This window comes from Phycobacter azelaicus (genome assembly GCF_014884385.1).
GTDB lineage: Bacteria > Pseudomonadota > Alphaproteobacteria > Rhodobacterales > Rhodobacteraceae > Phycobacter > Phycobacter azelaicus.
The window spans coordinates 865,523-884,787 of the sequence record NZ_WKFH01000003.1 but is presented as its reverse complement, the minus strand read 5'-3'; the positions used below and the strand labels follow the sequence as shown (position 1 = coordinate 884,787).

At 59.3% G+C, this 19,265-nt stretch carries 17 protein-coding genes; 11 read left to right on the top strand and 6 right to left on the bottom strand.

The features are described from left to right. Nucleotides 1–157 precede the first annotated feature (157 nt). On the bottom strand, nt 158–724 hold the full coding sequence (locus tag INS80_RS05300; protein WP_192964637.1) for a helix-turn-helix domain-containing protein: 567 nt from the start codon (nt 722–724) through the stop codon (nt 158–160). Between the two features lie 109 nt (nt 725–833). Here INS80_RS05300 and INS80_RS05295 point away from each other — a divergent pair, with 109 nt between their 5' ends. Next, nucleotides 834–2,009 carry an acetyl-CoA C-acyltransferase family protein gene (locus INS80_RS05295; protein WP_192964636.1) on the top strand — a complete coding sequence of 392 codons (1,176 nt, stop codon included), beginning with the start codon at nt 834–836 and terminating at the stop codon, nt 2,007–2,009. A 783-nt stretch (nt 2,010–2,792) separates the two neighbouring features. On the opposite strand, the gene ubiB is transcribed toward INS80_RS05295, so the two are convergent. Both ubiB and ubiE read right to left on the bottom strand, forming a co-directional pair. Next, nucleotides 2,793–4,322, bottom strand: coding sequence for a 2-polyprenylphenol 6-hydroxylase (ubiB, locus tag INS80_RS05290; protein WP_192964635.1), 1,530 nt, complete (start codon nt 4,320–4,322; stop codon nt 2,793–2,795). 3 nt (nt 4,323–4,325) lie between these two features. Continuing rightward, nucleotides 4,326–5,078: a bifunctional demethylmenaquinone methyltransferase/2-methoxy-6-polyprenyl-1,4-benzoquinol methylase UbiE gene (gene ubiE / locus INS80_RS05285; RefSeq protein WP_192964634.1), complete on the bottom strand. Its 753-nt coding sequence runs from the start codon at nt 5,076–5,078 to the stop codon at nt 4,326–4,328. A gap of 105 nt (nt 5,079–5,183) precedes the next feature. Between ubiE and mutM the strand changes: the two genes are divergently transcribed. The 7 genes from mutM to INS80_RS05250 all read left to right on the top strand — a co-directional run bounded on the left by mutM (nt 5,184) and on the right by INS80_RS05250 (nt 12,484). Then, entirely contained in the window at nt 5,184–6,035 is an 852-nt protein-coding gene (gene mutM / locus INS80_RS05280; RefSeq protein WP_192964633.1) for a bifunctional DNA-formamidopyrimidine glycosylase/DNA-(apurinic or apyrimidinic site) lyase, read from the top strand. Nucleotides 6,036–6,099: 64 nt separating this feature from the next. Beyond that, nucleotides 6,100–6,876, top strand: coding sequence for an acryloyl-CoA hydratase (acuK, locus tag INS80_RS05275; protein ID WP_192964632.1), 777 nt, complete (start codon nt 6,100–6,102; stop codon nt 6,874–6,876). A gap of 230 nt (nt 6,877–7,106) precedes the next feature. Next, a complete protein-coding gene (rpsT, locus tag INS80_RS05270) occupies nt 7,107–7,370 on the top strand; it encodes a 30S ribosomal protein S20 (RefSeq protein WP_192964631.1) in 264 nt (87 codons plus the stop codon). Nucleotides 7,371–7,923: 553 nt separating this feature from the next. After that, nucleotides 7,924–9,351, top strand: coding sequence for a chromosomal replication initiator protein DnaA (gene dnaA, locus INS80_RS05265; protein ID WP_192964630.1), 1,428 nt, complete (start codon nt 7,924–7,926; stop codon nt 9,349–9,351). 247 nt (nt 9,352–9,598) lie between these two features. After that, entirely contained in the window at nt 9,599–10,720 is a 1,122-nt protein-coding gene (gene dnaN, locus INS80_RS05260; RefSeq protein ID WP_192964629.1) for a DNA polymerase III subunit beta, read from the top strand. Between the two features lie 46 nt (nt 10,721–10,766). Then, nucleotides 10,767–11,867 carry a DNA replication/repair protein RecF gene (recF, locus tag INS80_RS05255; RefSeq protein WP_192964628.1) on the top strand — a complete coding sequence of 367 codons (1,101 nt, stop codon included), beginning with the start codon at nt 10,767–10,769 and terminating at the stop codon, nt 11,865–11,867. Continuing rightward, the gene (locus tag INS80_RS05250) at nt 11,864–12,484 is read left to right on the top strand and encodes a LysE family translocator (protein ID WP_192964627.1); all 621 of its coding nucleotides are present in this window, start codon (nt 11,864–11,866) and stop codon (nt 12,482–12,484) included. Before recF ends, INS80_RS05250 begins: the two co-directional genes overlap by 4 nt. Before the next feature lie 8 nt (nt 12,485–12,492). On the opposite strand, the gene INS80_RS05245 is transcribed toward INS80_RS05250, so the two are convergent. Further along, nucleotides 12,493–13,086, bottom strand: a complete 594-nt coding sequence (locus INS80_RS05245) for a TetR/AcrR family transcriptional regulator (RefSeq protein WP_192964626.1) — start codon at nt 13,084–13,086, stop codon at nt 12,493–12,495. 109 nt (nt 13,087–13,195) lie between these two features. On the opposite strand from INS80_RS05245, the gene INS80_RS05240 reads away from it, so the two are divergent. Both INS80_RS05240 and gyrB read left to right on the top strand, forming a co-directional pair. Then, nucleotides 13,196–13,789 (top strand): NAD(P)H-dependent oxidoreductase, encoded by a 594-nt coding sequence (locus INS80_RS05240; RefSeq protein WP_192964625.1) that lies wholly within the window; start codon nt 13,196–13,198, stop codon nt 13,787–13,789. Nucleotides 13,790–13,874: 85 nt separating this feature from the next. Beyond that, a complete protein-coding gene (gene gyrB, locus INS80_RS05235) occupies nt 13,875–16,292 on the top strand; it encodes a DNA topoisomerase (ATP-hydrolyzing) subunit B (protein WP_192964624.1) in 2,418 nt (805 codons plus the stop codon). A gap of 33 nt (nt 16,293–16,325) precedes the next feature. On the opposite strand, the gene INS80_RS05230 is transcribed toward gyrB, so the two are convergent. Both INS80_RS05230 and trhO read right to left on the bottom strand, forming a co-directional pair. Then, nucleotides 16,326–17,246, bottom strand: a complete 921-nt coding sequence (locus INS80_RS05230) for a PAS domain S-box protein (RefSeq protein WP_226892565.1) — start codon at nt 17,244–17,246, stop codon at nt 16,326–16,328. A gap of 227 nt (nt 17,247–17,473) precedes the next feature. Further along, nucleotides 17,474–18,385 (bottom strand): oxygen-dependent tRNA uridine(34) hydroxylase TrhO, encoded by a 912-nt coding sequence (trhO, locus tag INS80_RS05225; RefSeq protein WP_192964623.1) that lies wholly within the window; start codon nt 18,383–18,385, stop codon nt 17,474–17,476. 190 nt (nt 18,386–18,575) lie between these two features. Here trhO and pncA point away from each other — a divergent pair, with 190 nt between their 5' ends. After that, nucleotides 18,576–19,184, top strand: coding sequence for a bifunctional nicotinamidase/pyrazinamidase (pncA, locus tag INS80_RS05220; protein WP_192964622.1), 609 nt, complete (start codon nt 18,576–18,578; stop codon nt 19,182–19,184). The last annotated feature ends 81 nt before the right edge of the window (nt 19,185–19,265 follow it).

The following is a 19,265-nucleotide window of genomic DNA, read 5'->3' as shown; positions in this document are numbered from 1 at the left end:
ACGATGATGGAAGAAAGTCCGTGAAAGTGGATTTTTTGCGGACTGGTGAGCTGTGATGATGGCAGGCTGTTTGAATGCCTGAAACGCCGAGAGAGACCCGACGCCGTTGCCGCGCGGTTTGTCAGAAGAATGGTCCCATGTCAGAAGGTCGAAATCTTCAGCCGTTCTTGACGATCAGGAATACTCGCGCGGCCCGGTCTGGTGCGGTGATCTTGTGAGGAATGTCTGCTGCGTAGCGCGCGGTATCCCCTGCATGCAGGCGCATATGGGCGCTGCCCGAGGAGACGCTAATATCGCCTTCCAACACGGTCACATGTTCTGCCGTACCGCGCCCATGGGGTTGACTGTCCAATGTACCACCTGCGTCGAATTCGATATCATAGACCTCATGCCCGCCTGCGTCCTCGGGCGGGGAGAGGATGCGGATCCGGCAGCCTTGGCCCATGTTGTCGATGGTGGGTACGTCTCCCGCGCGCAGGACTTCGATTCGGTTTTTCTTTTCCCCTGAATCCAAGAGGCCCGCAAAATCCACCTGCAGTGCGCGGGTCAGGTTCCAAAGGGTCGCAATGGTGGGGCTGCTTTCGCCACGCTCGATCTGGCTCACCATGGAGCGCGAAACGCCGGACAGATGCGATACGGCTTCAAGGCTAAGCCCCTTGGCGCGGCGGGCCTCTTTCAGGCGTGAGGGCAGCAGTGTCAGGATATCGTCTGATTTGTCCGGCATAACGGAAGCCTGCGCCTGATCCGTGAAATTGTCAATGACGGTACGTTTGACAAGACAGTCGATGCTGCATCTGCATAATGCGCGCAACTGACTCGTGAGGAGAGAGAAAATGACAGATATCGTGATCCTGGACGGTGCCCGGACGGCCATCGGCACCTTTGGCGGCGCGCTGGCCAATACCGCGCCCATCGATCTGGCCACCGTGGCCTCCAAGGCGGCGATGGAGCGTTCGGGCGTGGCGCCGGAACAGATCGGCCATGTGGTCTTTGGCCATGTGATCAACACCGAGCCGCGCGATATGTACCTGTCCCGCGTGGCAGCGATGCAGGCGGGCGTACCCAATGGCACCCCTGCGATGAACGTGAACCGGCTCTGTGGCTCGGGCGCGCAGGCGATCGTTTCTGGCATCCAGTCGCTGATGCTGGGCGATGCGGATTATGCGCTCACGGGGGGGGCCGAGAATATGTCGCGCAGCCCCTTCATCATGCAGCAGCAGCGCTGGGGCGCGAAGATGGGCGATGTGAAGTCGCTCGACATGATGCTGGGCGCGCTAAACTGCCCCTTTGGCACCGGCCACATGGGTGTGACGGCTGAAAACGTTGCGGATGAACACGACATCACCCGCGAACAGATGGATGAATTCGCGCTCGCCAGCCAGACCCGCGCGGCGGCGGCGATCAAGGCTGGTCATTTCGCCAGCCAGATCACGCCGGTCGAGGTCAAGGTCAAGCGCGATATGGTGCCCTTCGAAGTGGATGAGCACCCCAAGGCGACGTCGCTGGAGGCACTGGCAGGACTGCGCCCGGTGTTCCAGAAAGATGGCCGCGTGACGGCAGGCAACGCCTCGGGCATCAACGATGGCGCGGCGGCGATTGTCATGGCACGGGCCGAGGCAGCTGAAAAAGCGGGCCTCACGCCCAAGGCGCGGGTGGTTGGATACGCCCACGCCGGTGTGCGCCCCGAGGTGATGGGCATCGGCCCGGTCCCCGCGGTGCAGAACCTCTTGAAGAAAACCGGACTCAAGGCCAGCGATTTCGACGTGATTGAATCGAACGAGGCCTTTGCTGCACAGGCGTTGGCGGTGAACAAGGAGCTGGGTCTCGATCCCGCCAAGGTGAACCCGAACGGCGGCGCCATCGCGCTGGGCCACCCGGTGGGCGCAACCGGCGCCATCATTACCATCAAGACTCTGTACGAGCTGGAGCGCACCGGCGGCAAGCTGGGCCTCATCACCATGTGCATCGGCGGCGGTCAGGGCATTGCCCTGGCGATCGAACGCCTCTGATCTGTCAAAACCAGCGCGCGTGGCCCTCCCGCGCGCGCTCGGGATCCGGCGGCTATGCCGCCGGATCCAAGGGGATGGAGGCCTCCGAAATGAGGACAAATCCGCGCGGGAGTTTCCGTTCTCGTTGCAAGGGAGTGTCTGCAAATTATGTTGGTCCGGTCTGAACCTATACCCACAGAAAAAAATCGCTGCATGGAATTGTCTCTGGGGTATGTTCTCAGCCTAAAAAGGGATTTCCGTTTTGAAATTTCTGCTTTACATCGTCCCTACGTTCTTAGTCTCGATGCTTCTATTTTTGGTGTTCGGCTGGTTAGGTCTCTGTGGGATAAGCGATTGCCTGCGTTCGGGACAAGGCAGTTTGACCGATGCAATATTCGGTTCATCTTTAATCGCGGTAGCCTTTGTCCCGCTCACGATAACTTCATCTATTCTCTATCAAAGTCTCCGACGAAAGCCTCTTGGTAGATGGACGGCGATAATTGGCTGGATCGTTCTTGTAGCAATCGGTGCTCTAGGGATATTTCAAGTAGTCGTTGATCCTGGTGATGCGTTGTGGGCAGGCTTCCCGATGATAGTTTTCGCTTGTTTCCTTGCTATGTCGATTTTGAATTTCCCAGCCCCTGAAACCAATTCAAGTCACTAGAATAGCCGAACGATGCCCTTGGTTTGAACGGCAGCTTCGTCCCGCAAAGGGGATCAATGCGGTTTGCGGCACTGCCCGTTTTCAAAACTACTTCGGTTTTTGGCGCGGTGCGCCAGCGCAGGTCGGATTGTCAGGCCAATTCAAAGAAGAAGCGCCAGCAGACCCACACACAGTCCGCCTGCACCGGCTCCGATCATTGCCGGGGCAAGCCATTCCCATGATCCACGCTTCTGCGTCTCGCCGCCTTGCACCTGCGCGATCAGGGCGCGTTCAACCAGCGCGGGCAGGCGGGGGCCGAAGCGGGCCATGACCTGCGCGGTGCTGATCAGGTCCGAGGCCACGGCGCGCGGGCCGATGGACTTCTTGATGTAATCCTCGACCACCGGGCGGGCGGCTTCCCAGATGTTGATATGGGGATCAAGCGAGCGCGCGACGCCTTCGACCACCACCATGGTGCGCTGCAACAGGATCAGCTCGGTCCGGGTTTCCATGCCAAAGCGCTCGGTCACCTCGAACAGATAGTTCAGCAGCCGCCCCATCGAAATGTGGCTGGCGTCCATACCAAAGATCGGCTCCCCCACCGCGCGCAGGGCGCGGGCGAATTCATCCACGTCGCGATTGGCGGGCACATAGCCGGCCTCGAAATGTACCTCGGCCACGCGTTTGTAGTCGCGCTTGATGAAACCGAACAGGATCTCGGCGTAGACCCGGCGGGTGTATTCGTCGATATGGCCCATGATCCCGAAATCATAGGCGATGATGTCGCCGTTGGCGGCGACCTTGAGGTTGCCCTGATGCATGTCGGCGTGGAAGAAACCATCGCGCAGGGCGTGGCGCAGGAAGAGGGTGAGGACCCGTTCGCCCAGCTCCTGACGGTTGTGGCCTGCAGCATCCAGCGCGTCATTGTCGCCCAGCGGCAGCCCATCGGCCCAGCCCAGAGTCATCACCCGGCGCGCAGAGTGGTTCCATTGTATCTGCGGCAGGGTGAAACCTGCGTCCTGACCGGTGTTGGCTGCAAATTCCGAGGCCGCGGCGCTTTCGAGCCGCAGGTCCAGCTCGCCTTTTACCACACCGTCAAAGTGCTCGATCACATCCATCGGTCGCAGGCGCCTTGCACCGGGGGCAAAGAGGTCCACGATGCGCGCGGCGAAATAGAAGGCGTCCACATCCTTGTTGAAGGCGCGCTCAATACCGGGGCGCAGCACCTTTACGGCAACGTATTCGCCGGTATCCGCCAGCCGCGCGCGGTGCACCTGCGCGATTGAGGCAGCGGCGATCGGCTCGCTGAACTCGGAAAACACCTCGTCCAGCGGGCGACCCAACTCCTTTGCCACCTCTGCCATGGCGACTTCGCGTGGGAAGGGGGGCAACTTGTCCTGCAGGACGCGCAGTTGCTGGGCGAGATCCTCACCCACCACATCGGGGCGGGTGGATAGCACTTGGCCGAACTTGATGTAGGCCGGCCCCAGCGCGGTCAGGGCACGGGTCGCGGGCGGCATCTTGGGATCGCCCTTGTATCCCAGCCACTTGAACGGCCAGGCCAGGGTGCGGGCCAGAATCCGCAGGGGTTTGGGGGCCTCAAAGGCGTCCAGCACCACCTTCATGGCGCCGGTACGCTCCAGCGTGGCGCCGGTGCGGATCAGGCGGATGATGTTGTGAGGGCCGCGCATGGCTCAGATCTTCCAGCCGGAGTGAAGCGCGGCAATGCCCATGGACAGGTTGCGGTATTTGGCGTTCGCGAACCCGGCGTCCTTGACCATCTGTAGGAAGGTCTCCTGATCGGGGAATTTGCGGATCGATTCGACCAGATACTGGTAGCTGTCATAGTCATTGGCGATCAGCTTGCCCATACGGGGGATGACGTTGAAGCTGTAGAGGTCATAAAGCTTTTGCATGCCGTCATTCGGGAGCTGCGAGAACTCCAGCACCATCAGACGGCCACCGGGTTTCAGCACTCGGTAAGCTTCCTCCAGCGCTTTTTGGGGGCGGGTGACGTTCCGAATGCCAAAGGAGATCGTGTAGACGTCAAATGTGTTGTCCTTGAAGGGCAGCGCCATGGCATCCCCCGTGACCCAATCCAGGCTGTCGGCCATCTGGGCGGCTTCTGCGCGCATACGACCTTCCTCCAGCATGGGCTGAGTGAGGTCCAGCACGGTGGAATGTCCATGGCCTGCACGTTTCAGGAACCGGAACGAAATGTCACCGGTTCCGCCCGCCACATCCAGGAGCCGCTGACCGGGGCGCGGCGCCAGCCAGTCCATCATCGCATCTTTCCAGATACGGTGGATGCCGACGCTCATCACATCGTTCATCACGTCATACTTCGAGGCGACAGAGTTGAAAACGCCCTGCACGCGGCCCGCTTTTTCGCCTTCGGGGACGGTTTCAAAGCCGAAATGGGTGGTGGTGTCGTTCGTATCGCTCATGCGGCTTGCCGTTTTCCTTGCTTCGCCCCAGTTATAGGGCGCTTGCGGGCGGGCACAATGCGGCCCATGGATCTAACATGCGTCTATAGTGTCAGGAGCGATGTAATGCCAGAATTGCCAGAGGTCGAGACGGTGCGCCGCGGATTGGCGCCTGCGATGGAGGGGGCGGTGATCGCGCGGGCCGCGGTGAACCGCCCGGACCTGCGCTGGCCCTTCCCGGATCGCATGGCCGAACGGCTGACCGGCGCGCGGGTCAATGCCCTCCGGCGGCGGTCAAAGTACATACTGGCGGATCTCGATACGGGTGAGACGCTGCTGGTGCACCTGGGCATGTCGGGCCGCATGACGGTCTCGGGTGATCCCCTTGGGCAGTTCGTGCATGAACATCCACAGGCCCAGAAGCACGACCATGTGGTGCTCGACATGGACAATGGCGCCCGCATCACCTTCAACGATCCGCGCCGGTTCGGGGCGATGGACCTTCTGGAGACGGCGACGGCAGAACAGCACAAGCTGCTGTCGGTGCTGGGGCCGGAGCCACTGGGCAATGACTTTCACGAAGAGCACCTGATCGCGGCCTTCAAGGGGCGCAATACGCCGGTGAAATCTGCATTACTGGATCAGGGAATCATTGCGGGTCTGGGCAATATCTACGTCTGCGAAGCGCTGTTTCGCGCCGGCATCTCGCCCAAAAGAAAGGCAGGGCAGATTGCCGCGCCGCGCGTGGCCGCGCTGGTGCCGATCATTCGCACCGTACTGGAGGATGCCATCCGGGCAGGGGGATCCTCGCTCAAGGATTTTCGCCAAGCCAATGGAGAACTTGGATATTTCCAGCATGCTTTCGATGCCTACGGGCGCGAGGGCCAACCCTGCAGGCGCGAGGGGTGCGGCGGAACCATTGCGAGAATCACCCAATCGGGGCGATCGTCTTTCTACTGTGGCAAGTGCCAAAGATAGCTTGAACGAGATATGTCTCGTGATAATGACTCGGTCCTGAACGGAACAACTGAAAGCGATACCCATGGCCTATGAGACGATCAACGTCGAAGTGAAGGACCACGTTTGCCTCATCAAGCTGAACCGACCCGAAGCGTTGAACGCACTCAACAACGAGCTGCTGACGGAACTCTGCGCCGCCCTCGATGAGGCCGATGCCAGCGACAAGGTGCGCTGCATCGTTCTGACCGGATCCGAGAAAGCATTTGCTGCGGGTGCCGACATCAAGGAAATGTCGCAGATGAGCTTCACCGAGGTGTTCTCGAGCAATCTCTTTGCCTTTGTAAATGATCGCATCGAGGCGATCCGCAAGCCGATCATCGCGGCAGTGTCCGGCTATGCGCTTGGTGGTGGCTGCGAGCTGGCTATGCTCTGTGATTTCATCATTGCGGGCGACAACGCCAAGTTTGGCCAACCCGAGATCAATCTGGGCGTCATTGCCGGGATCGGCGGGACCCAGCGCCTGACGCGTTTTGTTGGCAAATCGAAATCCATGGACATGAACCTCACCGGCCGTTTCATGAATGCCGAGGAGGCCGAGCGTGCTGGATTGGTGTCACGCGTGGTACCTGCAAAGAAGCTGATGGAAGAGGCCATGGGCGCGGCGCAGAAGATCGCCGAGAAATCCCTGCTGACCGCGATGGCCGTCAAGGAAACCGTGAATCGTTCTTACGAGATGCCGCTCAGCGAAGGCATGTTGTTTGAGCGCCGGGTGTTCCATTCGATGTTTGCCACCGAAGACCAGAAGGAAGGCATGGCCGCTTTCCTCGAAAAGCGCGAAGCACAGTTTCGCGACAAGTAATCGTCGCGGGGTCATATCGAAGAGGGAAGGGCAGGCTGAACCTGCCCTTTTTGGTGGCAAAGGGGACGCCTTTTCCATTGGCCTTGCCAAGGAGGACCCATCTCTGTATAGACCGCCGACATACATGCGCGTGCAGCCCGCCTAGGCTAGAATCACACCGGTGATCTGATCCGGGTCCGGCTGGCATTGCGCCTATTGACAACACGAACCCGAGACAAAGGTCACACACCATGGCAAATTCGCCCCAGGCAAAAAAGCGCGCCCGTCAGAACGAGAAACGCTTTGCCGTCAACAAAGCCCGTCGTTCGCGCATCCGTACCTTCCTGCGTAAAGTTGAAGAAGCAATCGCATCCGGCGACAAGGAAGCCGCAACCGCAGCTCTGCGCGCCGCTCAGCCCGAACTGATGCGTGGCGTGACCAAGGGCGTTTATCACAAGAACACCGCTTCGCGCAAAATCTCGCGCCTGGCAGCCCGCGTCAAAGCACTGGGCTGATTCTTCAGTCTATCGGAGATTCCCCGATAGATTCCTCGATCTGGGTTTTCTTCAAAGGCGTCGCGTTTTGCGGCGCCTTTCTTTTGCTCTCAACTTGAGCCGGTGCTGCAAGTGCGAGAGATTCTTTGCGGCCAAAGCGTGAGTCAACATCATAGTTTCGTTGCCGCTTCCCCTCACAAATTGCTACCACTAATGCAGCGATTCACTCGCTGGGGGACAGGCTGCTCGCGCTGATCTTAACGGGCATTGAGATCACGCCGAAGTGTGCGGAGACGTAGGCCAATTGGCTCGCTGCTTCGCTACACATACTGTGCAGGCATCGACTGCACACAGTCCTGTTTTGATATTGGTGCATATCGACTCAACGCATTTTTTGCGGCGGTCGACGGGTTTTGTGTTGTACATGATCCCTGCCGCCCGCTTCGGGTTTTGCGGCCGGTTGTGCTGGCGCGCACCGGTAGCCCTGTGTGTGAACGCGCCTCCAGAAAAGGGGGCTTGATGAAACGATAGGTCGAACAAGGGCCGCTGCTATTGGGGACGCGTGAGGCGCAGCATGACGGAAGAAAAATGGGGACAGCTCAGAAAACGACTGCTCAAGACGGTCGGTCAGAACAACTTCACCACCTGGATCGAGCCGCTTGAATTCGATGCGCTCGAAGAAGGTGTGGCGGTATTCCATGTGCCGACAAACTTCATGGGAAATTATGTCAGCCAGAACTTTGCGGACCTCATTCTGCATGAGTTGACCCTGTCCGGTGAACCCGTGCAGCGTCTGGCTTTCAAGGTGCCTGCAAATTCACCCGTGCGCCCCGTGCGTCAGGTTGAGCATGCGGCTGAGCCATTTGTTGAGCTGTCTTCTGGTGCTCGCGTGGATGATGAGCAGCCCCAAGCCCTGTCCGATGCGGCTGCTGCTGCCGCACCGCGTGACGGGCTCGAGATGATTCCCGCTGCCCCGCTTGATCCGCGTTTTACCTTTGACAGCTTTGTCGTAGGCAAGCCGAACGAGCTGGCCCATGCCGCCGCGCGCCGTGTTGCCGAAGGCGGCCCGGTGACGTTTAATCCGCTGGTCCTTTATGGCGGTGTTGGGCTCGGTAAGACCCACCTGATGCACGCCATCGCCTGGGAGTTGAAAGAGCAGAACCCGCAGCTGAACGTGCTGTATCTCTCGGCTGAGCAGTTCATGTACCGCTTTGTTCAGGCCCTGCGCGAGCGCAAGATGATGGACTTCAAGCACCTGTTCCGTTCAGTCGATGTGCTGATGGTAGACGACGTGCAGTTCATTGCGGGCAAGGACTCCACTCAGGAAGAATTCTTCCATACGTTCAACGCCTTGGTTGATCAGAACAAGCAAATCATCATCTCGGCAGACCGTGCGCCGGGGGAGATCAAGGATCTTGAGGACCGTGTGAAGTCGCGCCTGCAATGTGGTCTCGTTGTCGATCTCCACCCCACCGATTACGAGCTGCGTCTCGGTATCCTGCAGACCAAGGTTCAGATGCACCGCCAAACCTATCCAGAGCTTGAGATCGCCGATGGCGTGCTGGAGTTCCTGGCGCACCGTATCTCGACGAACGTGCGTGTGCTTGAAGGGGCTTTGACGCGCCTCTTCGCCTTTGCCTCGCTCGTGGGGCGCGAGATCGACATGGATCTGACCCAAGATTGTCTGGCGGACGTGCTGCGCGCCTCCGAGCGCAAGATCACCGTCGAGGAAATCCAGCGCAAGGTATCAGAGTATTACAACATCCGCATGTCCGACATCATTGGTCCCAAGCGCTTGCGGTCTTACGCACGTCCGCGTCAGGTGGCGATGTACCTGTGCAAGCAGCTCACCAGCCGCTCCCTGCCGGAAATCGGCCGACGGTTCGGCGGTCGGGACCACACAACCGTAATGCATGGTGTCAAACGGATCGAAGAGCTGAAAACCACCGACGGGCAGATCGCCGAAGACGTGGAGATGCTGCGCCGCTCGCTTGAAGCGTAATCCGGCGCGACCATTGAACCAGCAACGGGCCTCGGGATGACCGGGGCCTTTTTTATCTGTATATCCAGGCATTCCGGGGTGCCCGCAGGCAACTTTGTGCGCTGTTCTGCGGCGCTTGAGCCACAGGTCCCTTGACGCTGCCCGCAAACCCTTGGAGAACTCGATAAAAAGCCTTGTATGGCAGGGGCAACACGCTAGTTTGCTGGTCCCGGCCAGTGCCTGAGGCAAGACAAAAAGGACAAGGGACATGAAGATCAGCATCGAACGTGGCACGCTTCTCAAGGCTGTTGCCCAGGCGCAGTCGGTGGTCGAGCGCCGCAACACCATTCCGATTCTGGCCAACGTTCTGATCGAGGCTGATGGCGACACCGCCCAGTTCCGCGCGACCGACCTTGATATCGAGGTGGTCGACAAGGCCCCCGCTCAGGTTGAACGCGCCGGTGCCACCACTGTCGCCGCCACGACTCTGCATGAAATCGTACGCAAGCTGCCCGATGGCGCGCTGGTCACGCTGACTGCCGATGCCGCAACGGGGCGCCTGACCGTCGAGGCAGGCCGGTCCAACTTCTCGCTGGCGACCCTGCCGCGGGAGGATTTCCCGGTCATGGCCTCCTCCGAGTATCACTCGAATTTCACCGCCAATGCGGCGATGCTGCGACGGCTGTTCGACAAGTCGAAATTCGCTATCTCTACCGAGGAAACGCGATACTATCTCAACGGTGTCTACATGCATGTGGCCGACAGCACTGAGGGTGGCAAGGCCCTGCGCTGCGTGGCGACCGATGGTCACCGCCTGGCGCGGATCGATGCACCGCTGCCGATGGGGGCCGAGGATATGCCCGGCGTTATCGTCCCGCGCAAAACCGTGGGCGAGCTGCGCAAGCTCTTGGACGATGACGAAATGGACATCGCGGTGTCGGTGTCGGAAACCAAGGTGCGCTTTGCCACGCCGAGCATCACCCTGACCTCCAAGGTGATCGACGGCACCTTCCCCGACTACACCCGCGTCATTCCCATGGGCAACACGCGCCGCCTTGAGGTGGATGCCGCCGAATTTGCCAAGGCGGTGGACCGGGTTGCGACAGTGTCCTCGGAACGCTCTCGTGCGGTCAAGCTGCAGCTCGAAGAAGATCGCCTGACCCTGTCGGTCAACGCCCCTGACAGCGGTGCCGCCGAGGAAGAACTGGCCGTGGCCTATAGCGATGAGCGGCTCGAGATTGGTTTCAACGCCAAGTATCTCCTGGAAATCGCCAGCCAGGTGGATCGAGAGAACGCCGTCTTCATGTTCAACTCTTCCGGCGATCCGACCTTGATGCGCGAAGGCAACGACGAAAGCGCGGTCTATGTCGTCATGCCGATGCGCGTCTGACCCATAGCCAACCGGCGCAGTCCACATAAGGAAAGGGGCGCCCTAAGTGCTTGCCCTGACAGAGTTGACCATGTCCCATTTCCGCTCGCATCTGCGGGCGGAAATGCATTTGGACGGGCGGCCCGTGGCGCTGTTTGGCCCCAATGGTGCGGGCAAGACCAACATTCTGGAGGCTGTGTCGCTGTTCTCTCCGGGTCGCGGCCTACGCCGGGCCAGCGCGGCCGAGATGACGCGCCGTCCCGAGGCGCTGGGATGGAAGCTGAGGGCGGTGCTGCAGGCGCCGGATCAGGCCTATGAAGTGGAAACCTGGTCCGAGGGCGGCAATGCGCGGCAGGTCAGGGTCGACAACAAGGCCTCCAACCAGATCGCGCTGGGGCAGATTTGCCGTGTCGTCTGGTTGATTCCGGCCATGGACCGGCTTTGGATCGAGGCGGCTGAGGGCCGCCGCCGGTTTCTGGATCGCATCGTACTGAGCTTTGAGCCCGACCATGCCGAGGCGACGCTGGCCTATGAAAAGGCGATGCGCGAGCGAAACCGGCTCTTGAAGGACCAGAACCGCGATCCAGCTTGGTACAAGGTGCTTGAGATGCAGATGGCCGATGCGGGTCATCGGATCAATGCCGCCCGCATTGCGGCGGTGTCCCTTTTGCAAGAGGCGCAAGCTCAGGCCGAAACCGCCTTTCCCGTGGCTGAGCTGGAGCTGATCCAGAGCGAAGGAAGCATGCCCGGCAGTGAGGAGGATCTGCGCGAGGCGCTGGCAGAAAGTCGCTTCCGTGATCTGGCGGCGGGGCGCACTTTGGTCGGGCCCCATCGCACCGATCTGATCGGCACCTATGCCGCCAAGGGTGTTCCGGCGCGCGATTGCTCCACCGGGGAACAGAAGGCGCTGCTCGTTTCGCTGATCCTGGCCAATGCCCGCGCGCTGGCAGCCCGCGAGGGGGCGCCGCCCATCGTGCTGCTGGATGAGGTCGCCGCCCATCTGGATGCAGCCCGTCGCGCGGCCCTTTATGACGAGATCTGCGCCCTTGGTGCGCAGGCCTGGATGACGGGCACCGAAGCGGAGCTTTTTGCAGAGATGGGTACCCGCGCTCAGATGTTTGAAATCACCGATACGGGCGATGGCTCGATCATTGGGCGCCGGTCATGAGCCTCACTGTTTGGGATCTTGTTCTTTATGCGGGAGCGCTCTTTGTGCTGTTCCTGACGCCGGGGCCGGTTTGGCTTGCGCTGGTGGCGCGGGCCATCTCCGGCGGCTTCCAGTCGGCATGGCCGCTGGCGTTGGGGGTAGCGTGCGGGGACATCCTGTGGCCGCTGGTGGCGGTGGCGGGGATGTCCTGGCTGGTCTCGGAGTTCGCAGGGATCATGACGGCCCTGCGCTGGATGGCCTGCCTGATGTTTCTGTTCATGGGAATCACCCTGATCCGTCATGCAGGCGTGCGCATTCAGGAAAACAGCGCGCTGCTGAGGCCCGGAACCTGGGCCGGGTTCATGGCCGGGATCGCGGTGATCCTGGGTAATCCCAAGGCGATCCTGTTTTACATGGGACTGCTGCCGGGTTTCTTTGACCTCACGGCGGTCACTTGGGCCGATGTGGTTGCGATCGTAACGCTGTCCTTCATGGTGCCGCTTTTGGGCAATCTGGTGCTGGCCGCGCTGGTGCATCGTGTGCGCGCGCTCTTGTCGTCGCCTCAGGCGCTCAAGCGCGTAAACACGGTCTCTGGCGCCTTGCTGATCTGCGTCGGGCTGATCATCCCTTTCTCATGACGGCGCGATCAGGCGGGCGGTGCCAGCCAGGCCTCAAGGAAGGGACGCAAAGCCTCAAGAGGTGTCGCGGTGTTCGGGCTGGACATGCAGAACCAGATGGCGATCACCTGGTTGAGGAAGGCCTGAATGCCTTCGGCGAGAAAATCTGGCGAGCAGTCGCTGCGCACCTCTCCGGTCTTTTGCAGCGCCTCGATCCATCCGGCCCAGATCCCGATCTGCCGGTAAAAGCTCTCGGTGATGACCTCGTCCGTTTCGGTGCCGGTCGAGCCTGAATAGCGCAGCAAAAGGTCAAAAATCACCCGGTCCCCAGCGATATAGTCAAGCAGTGGGGCAAGGCGCTGGAGCAGAGCCTCGCGGCTGTCCGGCGTGCCAGCCGCTTCCATTTCGTCGAGGAAGCGCATCACCTCGGCGCCGATCAGAACCGCCAAGAGGCCGTCTTTATCGCGGAAATGGGAAAACAGGGTCCCCTTGGCCACGCCCGCGCCCGTCACAACATCTTCTACCTTAAGGGCGCTGTAGCCTTGCGCGGCGACCAGCTTCGCCGTGACCTCGAGCAGTTTGGCACGGGTTTCGAGGCGCCGTTTCTGGGGTTGTCGTGACATCAGTCGTCCTTGTTAAAAATATTTGACCGCGGTCAATTTAAATATTGACCAGGGTCACTTTGTGAGTCATTAAACTGACCAAGGTCAATTTAGTTGTGGGAAGTGCGAAATGTCCACCAAGAAAATCATCATCCTGAACGGTCATCCCGGTGAAACCTCCCTGTCGAAATCCCTGTGCGATGCCTATTCGGCCTCGGCCAAGGCCAAGGGGCACGAGGTGCGCTATCACGATATCTCCGCCATGGAATTCGACATGGATTACGGGCAGGGCGGCTACAGCAACCCAAAGCCGCTGGAACCGGATCTGGAAGCTTTTCTGAAGGATCTCGAATGGTCCGATCACGTTGTGGTGGCAACGCCGCTGTGGTGGGGCGCGATCCCGGCCAAGTTGAAAGGCGTCTTTGATCGCGCACTTTTGCCTGGACGCACCTTTGACACCCGAAATCCGAATATGTTTGGCGTTCCGGCACCGATGCTGACCGGCAAAACGGCGCGGGTCTTGTTGACGTCGGATACGCCCCCCATGCTTTTGAGCCTTATGTACAGCAATGCGATCAAAAAGATCATCAGCCGACAAATCCTTGGTTTTGTTGGTGTGAAACCCACTCGGTTTTCCTCATTTGCACCAGCAACAGATGCGGGGGGCAAAAAGGTCGAAGGCTGGCTGCAAAAAGTCGCCGGTCTGGGCGCCAAAGCGGCCTGATGCGTCAAAGAAAAAGGGGGGTGTGCGCGTGACATTCCCCCCCGGACTGCGTATAAAATCCCAAAGTAAAAACAGGAACGCGCGAATGTCCGGAAACGAGCACGCCCCCGCCGAATACGGTGCGGATTCCATCAAGGTTCTCAAAGGCTTGGAGGCGGTCCGCAAGCGCCCCGGCATGTACATCGGGGATACCGACGATGGATCGGGCCTACACCACATGGTGTACGAGGTTGTCGACAACGGCATCGATGAGGCTTTGGCGGGGCACGCTGACGCCGTGACGGTGAAAATCCATCCCGACTCCAGCGTCTCGGTCAGCGACAACGGGCGCGGAATCCCGGTCGATATCCACGCCGAAGAAGGCGTCTCTGCGGCCGAGGTCATCATGACCCAGCTGCATGCGGGCGGCAAATTCGACAGCAACTCCTACAAGGTGTCCGGCGGTCTGCACGGCGTTGGTGTTTCCGTTGTGAACGCCCTGTCCGATTGGCTCGAGCTGCGCATCTGGCGTAATGGCAAGGAACATATCGCCCGCTTCGAACGTGGCGATACGGTCAAGCACCTTGAGGTCGTGGGCGACTGCGGCGACCAGACCGGGACCGAGGTAAGGTTCCTTGCTTCGACCGACACCTTCTCGAACCTCGAATACTCTTTCGAGACACTGGAAAAACGTCTGCGAGAATTGGCTTTCCTGAACTCAGGGGTGCGGATCATCCTGATTGACGAACGGCCTGCAGAACGGCTTGAGACCGAGCTTTTCTACGAGGGGGGCGTCAAGGAGTTCGTGAAATACCTCGACCGTTCCAAAAGCCCTGTTATGGATGCGCCGATCTATATCACCGGCGAAAAGGACGACATCGGGGTAGAGGTCGCGATGTGGTGGAACGACAGCTACCACGAAACCGTGCTGCCGTTTACCAACAACATCCCCCAGCGCGATGGCGGCACCCATGTGGCGGGCTTCCGCGGTGCGCTGACGCGGACCATCAACAGCTATGCGCAGTCCTCGGGGATCGCCAAGAAAGAAAAGGTCTCCTTCACCGGCGACGATGCGCGCGAAGGTCTGACCTGTGTGCTTTCGGTCAAGGTGCCGGACCCCAAATTCTCTTCCCAGACCAAGGACAAGCTGGTCTCCTCTGAGGTGCGCCCGGTGGTGGAAAGCCTCGTAAACGAGAAACTGGCCGAATGGTTCGAGGAAAACCCCAACGAGGCCAAGCAGATCGTTGGCAAGATCATCGAGGCCGCCCTGGCCCGCGAAGCTGCCCGCAAGGCGCGCGAGCTGACCCGGCGCAAGACGGCGATGGATGTGAACTTCCTGGCCGGCAAGCTGAAAGACTGCTCCGAGAAAGATCCCTCCAAGACCGAAGTCTTCCTGGTGGAGGGTGACTCGGCGGGTGGTTCTGCGCAGACTGGGCGCGACCGTCAAACTCAGGCGATCCTGCCCCTGCGTGGTAAAATTCTGAACGTGGAGCGGGCGCGCTTTGACCGGATGCTGTCGTCTCAGGAGATCGGCAACCTTGTCATGGCGCTTGGCACCGGTATTGGCCGGGACGAGTTCGACATCTCGAAGCTGCGCTACCACAAGATTGTCATAATGACCGATGCGGACGTGGATGGCGCGCACATCCGCACGCTTCTGCTGACCTTCTTCTATCGCCAGATGCCAGAGCTGATCGAGGGTGGGTACCTCTACATTGCCCAGCCGCCGCTTTTCAAAGTGGCTCGTGGCAAGTCCGAAGTGTACCTGAAGGATCAGGCGGCGCTTGATGATTATCTGATCCATCAGGGCGTAGAGGGAGCTGTCCTGAAACTGGGAACAGGTGAGGAAATCAACGGCCAGGATTTGACCCGAGTGGTTGATGAGGCACGGCAGCTCAAGCGTGTGCTTGACGCGTTCCCGACCCATTACCCCCGTCATATTCTGGAGCAGGCCGCTGTTGCCGGAGCCTTCGTCCCAGGTGCGGTGGATGCTGACCTTCAGGGAGTTGCGGACCGGGTTGCCGCGCGGCTTGATCTGATCGCGCTTGAGTATGAGCGCGGCTGGCAGGGTCGTATCACACAGGATCACGGCATCCGTCTGGCGCGCATTCTGCGCGGTGTCGAAGAAGTGCGCACCTTGGATGGCCCGATGCTGCGCTCGGGTGAGGCACGCAAGACCGGCAGCTTCACCAAGAGCCTGCAAGAGATCTACGGACAGACCGCGACCCTTGTGCGCAAGGACCGCGTGCAATTGATTCATGGGCCGCTGGGTCTGTTGAAAGCGATCCTCGAAGAAGGTGAAAAGGGCCTGACGCTGCAACGCTACAAGGGGCTTGGCGAAATGAACCCGGATCAGCTCTGGGAAACCACCCTGGATCCGGATGCCCGCACCCTGTTGCAGGTTCGTGTGGACGACATGGTCGAAGCAGATGATCTGTTTACCAAACTGATGGGTGATGTGGTCGAACCGCGCCGTGAATTCATCCAGAAAAATGCGCTCAGCGTCGAAAACCTGGATTTCTGAGCTTTGGTCTGAATTGATCGCCCTTGGTGGCGATCAATTCAAGAACGTTAGGCGGTTCAACTCTTTTTCGATGCTTAGCTGTTGCGCGATCCAGGCAGCGAACATCTTGATCAGTTCAAGGTCACCCGCTTCGAACGGCGCGCGCGGTTCGGGTGACGTGAAGTTCACGGTTCCGAACAGCTCTCCGTCCACGATCAGCGGAACACCGATGTAGGTTTCCAGCACAAACAGGCTATAGCAGGGATGCGGTGCGCAGCCGCTGTCTTTGGAGGAGTTGCAGGCCACAGGGCCGTTTTCGGCCAGCACTTTTGCACAACAGCAGTCATCGATCTGGAACGTGCTGCCGCGGTCGATTTCTGCAATGTCTGAATAGCTATAGAGAACGGTGTAGTCGTCCTCCCGCACCCAGCTGACCAGGCCGGAGTCGGTCTGAAAGTGTTCACAGCCCAACTTGAGGATCGCCCGGATTTTTTCATCGGTGCCACGGCTCTGGTCTGATGATACCTTGTAGAGACTGTTCAGCAGCTGCTCGACTGCGCGTGTTTTTGAAATATCGCGGGTTATGCCGAAGTAACCCAATACGGTGCCGTGTGCGTCTCGCATCGGGCCGCCGGTAGTCTCTCCCAGGAACACCTTGCCGCTGGAGCGAACATATTCGCATTCATAGTTATGCTCGGTCGCGGTGCCGGTATTACTGAAATGCGCTTCACCGGCTTCCACAAAATCGCTCTTGCTTGGATAGAGGAGGGCTGTGCTCTGACCAATCAGCTGATCGATCGTGTACCCAAACATCATCAGCGCCGCATTGTTGGCCCACACAATATGTCTGTTCTCATCCGCCACGATCACGGCTTCGGGGAGGTCGCGAAACAGGCTCGGAATGGAGACTTTCCCCAGCTTGATGTCGGCGGCTTCGTCCGGGCGATTCTGAAGCTCGGTCGCAGTGTCGACCATGGATGCTACCTCTTACCCAAGGTTTTGAAAATTCAACAGCGAGACACGCGCTTATGCCGGGACACGTGTACAATAGATGCACAGGCCCTCAAGATTTGCCAGCTGTTCCCTTTACCAAAATGAAAAAGAAGAGGGCCGAATGCAAGTCAAAATTCTACCTATGGTGGTTTTCTGTGGCCGAGTTTTGGAATCTGAGCACTCAAACGGCAGGGGTGCACGCGGCCGGATCAAAGGGCGATTGTTCCGAGATGTTCCTCACCGCGCGCACGGGCCAGTTGCATCTGTTTCTGGCGCTCACGAAAGCGGGCCTTGTCGTCCTCTGTAGTCTCATTGATGCATTGATGGCAGGACACCCCCGCTTCATATTCGGGACGGTCTGTGTCTTGCGGTAGAAGCGGGCGTCTGCAGCCGTGGCACAGCTTGTGCGGGCCCTCTTTCAAGCCGTGGCCGACCGACACACGATTGTCGAAAACAAAGCACTCTCCGTTCCAGGTGCTGCGATCTTCGGGGATCTCTTCGAGGTATCGTAGGATGCCGCCCTTGAGGTGGTAGACTTCAGGCACCCCCTGTCCCAAAAGGTAATTTGTTGATTTTTCACAGCGAATACCGCCGGTGCAGAACATTGCGACGCGCTTGTTGTGAAAGCGGTCCTTGTTTTCTTCCCACCATGCAGGAAACTCGCGAAAGCTTGTCGTCTTTGGATCGATTGCTCCCTCAAAGGTGCCGATCTCAACCTCATAGTCATTGCGGGTATCAATCACCACAACGTCATCTGACTGGATCAGAGCGTTCCACTCTGCCGGCTCGACGTAGTGGCCGACGCGCGCCTTTGGGTCCACATCTGGCTGGCCCATTGTCACGATCTCTTTCTTCAGGCGCACCTTCATGCGCCCGAAAGGTGCGTCATTGCTGGTGGCCTCTTTCCATTCGAGGTCGCCGCAGCCGGGCATGCCGCGAATGTGGGCGAGAACCGCATCAATGCCTGCGCGTGGCCCTGCAATCGTGCCATTGATGCCTTCCCGGGCCAGCAGCAGAGAGCCTTTGATGTCCTTCGTCTTGCATAGATCCAGAAGAGGCTCTTTCAGAGCGGCCGGATCAGCGAAGCGGGTGAAATGGTAGAGGGCAGCGATCGTGTACATGTCCTGCCTTTACACCAGAGTATCAATTTGCCGCAAGGCGGGGGAAGCGGTTCGCCATAACTTGCTGCGGAAACTTCCCGGATGCACCGGCACAGGCGCTCTGGCAAGGCTTTGAGCGATGGGGCGGTCCCGCGCATTGACCCGCCTGACGCCTCAGCTTACCCGTTATGAGGCAGCACAGGAGGGATACATGCCGCAGGTTGTTCAATCCGAGGCGTTGATTGTGATTGATGTGCAGAATGATTTCTGCCCGGGAGGGGCGCTTGCCGTGCCGAAGGGTGACGAGGTCGTCGCGCCCATCAATGCAATGATGGATGGCTTTGAAACCGTGATCCTGACTCAGGACTGGCATCCGGCAGGACACTCGTCTTTTGCATCAAGCCATGATGGCAAAGACCCCTTAGAGATGGTGGACATGCCCTATGGTCCGCAGGTGCTCTGGCCGGATCACTGTGTGCAGGGAACATCAGGCGCTTGTTTTCACAAGGATCTGCGACAGGATGGAGATCTGATCATCCGTAAGGGATTTCGTTCAGCAGTCGACAGCTACTCGGCCTTTTTTGAGAATGACAAAACCACTCCGACCGGACTTGAGGGGTATCTTCGCAACCGTGGCATTACAAAGCTGGCGCTTGTGGGGCTGGCCACGGATTTCTGCGTGGCCTACTCCGCAATGGATGCGGCACGGCTTGGATTTGATGTGCGCGTTCACCTTGCCGCCTGTCGGGGAATTGATCTTCAAGGGTCGTTGGAGGCTGCATTGACTGCGATGAAAGATGCGGGAGTGTCGCTTCAGTGATTCATGTAAGTTTGGGTCAAGGGTTAGGGGTTCTTAAAGAGAGACGGGTTTATCAAAGAAGCTGTTTTAAATACGCAGGTT

Coding starts and splice junctions, on each gene's coding strand:
- INS80_RS05295 (WP_192964636.1), top strand. CDS start 834: ATGACAGATATCGTGATCCTGGACGGTGCCCGGACGGCCATCGGCACC.
- INS80_RS05250 (WP_192964627.1), top strand. CDS start 11,864: ATGAGCCTCACTGTTTGGGATCTTGTTCTTTATGCGGGAGCGCTCTTT.
- dnaN (WP_192964629.1), top strand. CDS start 9,599: ATGAAGATCAGCATCGAACGTGGCACGCTTCTCAAGGCTGTTGCCCAG.
- dnaA (WP_192964630.1), top strand. CDS start 7,924: ATGACGGAAGAAAAATGGGGACAGCTCAGAAAACGACTGCTCAAGACG.
- rpsT (WP_192964631.1), top strand. CDS start 7,107: ATGGCAAATTCGCCCCAGGCAAAAAAGCGCGCCCGTCAGAACGAGAAA.
- trhO (WP_192964623.1), bottom strand. CDS start 18,385: ATGTACACGATCGCTGCCCTCTACCATTTCACCCGCTTCGCTGATCCG.
- ubiE (WP_192964634.1), bottom strand. CDS start 5,078: ATGAGCGATACGAACGACACCACCACCCATTTCGGCTTTGAAACCGTC.
- ubiB (WP_192964635.1), bottom strand. CDS start 4,322: ATGCGCGGCCCTCACAACATCATCCGCCTGATCCGCACCGGCGCCACG.
- gyrB (WP_192964624.1), top strand. CDS start 13,875: ATGTCCGGAAACGAGCACGCCCCCGCCGAATACGGTGCGGATTCCATC.
- INS80_RS05230 (WP_226892565.1), bottom strand. CDS start 17,246: ATGGTCGACACTGCGACCGAGCTTCAGAATCGCCCGGACGAAGCCGCC.
- INS80_RS05240 (WP_192964625.1), top strand. CDS start 13,196: ATGTCCACCAAGAAAATCATCATCCTGAACGGTCATCCCGGTGAAACC.
- INS80_RS05245 (WP_192964626.1), bottom strand. CDS start 13,086: ATGTCACGACAACCCCAGAAACGGCGCCTCGAAACCCGTGCCAAACTG.
- acuK (WP_192964632.1), top strand. CDS start 6,100: ATGGCCTATGAGACGATCAACGTCGAAGTGAAGGACCACGTTTGCCTC.
- mutM (WP_192964633.1), top strand. CDS start 5,184: ATGCCAGAATTGCCAGAGGTCGAGACGGTGCGCCGCGGATTGGCGCCT.
- INS80_RS05300 (WP_192964637.1), bottom strand. CDS start 724: ATGCCGGACAAATCAGACGATATCCTGACACTGCTGCCCTCACGCCTG.
- pncA (WP_192964622.1), top strand. CDS start 18,576: ATGCCGCAGGTTGTTCAATCCGAGGCGTTGATTGTGATTGATGTGCAG.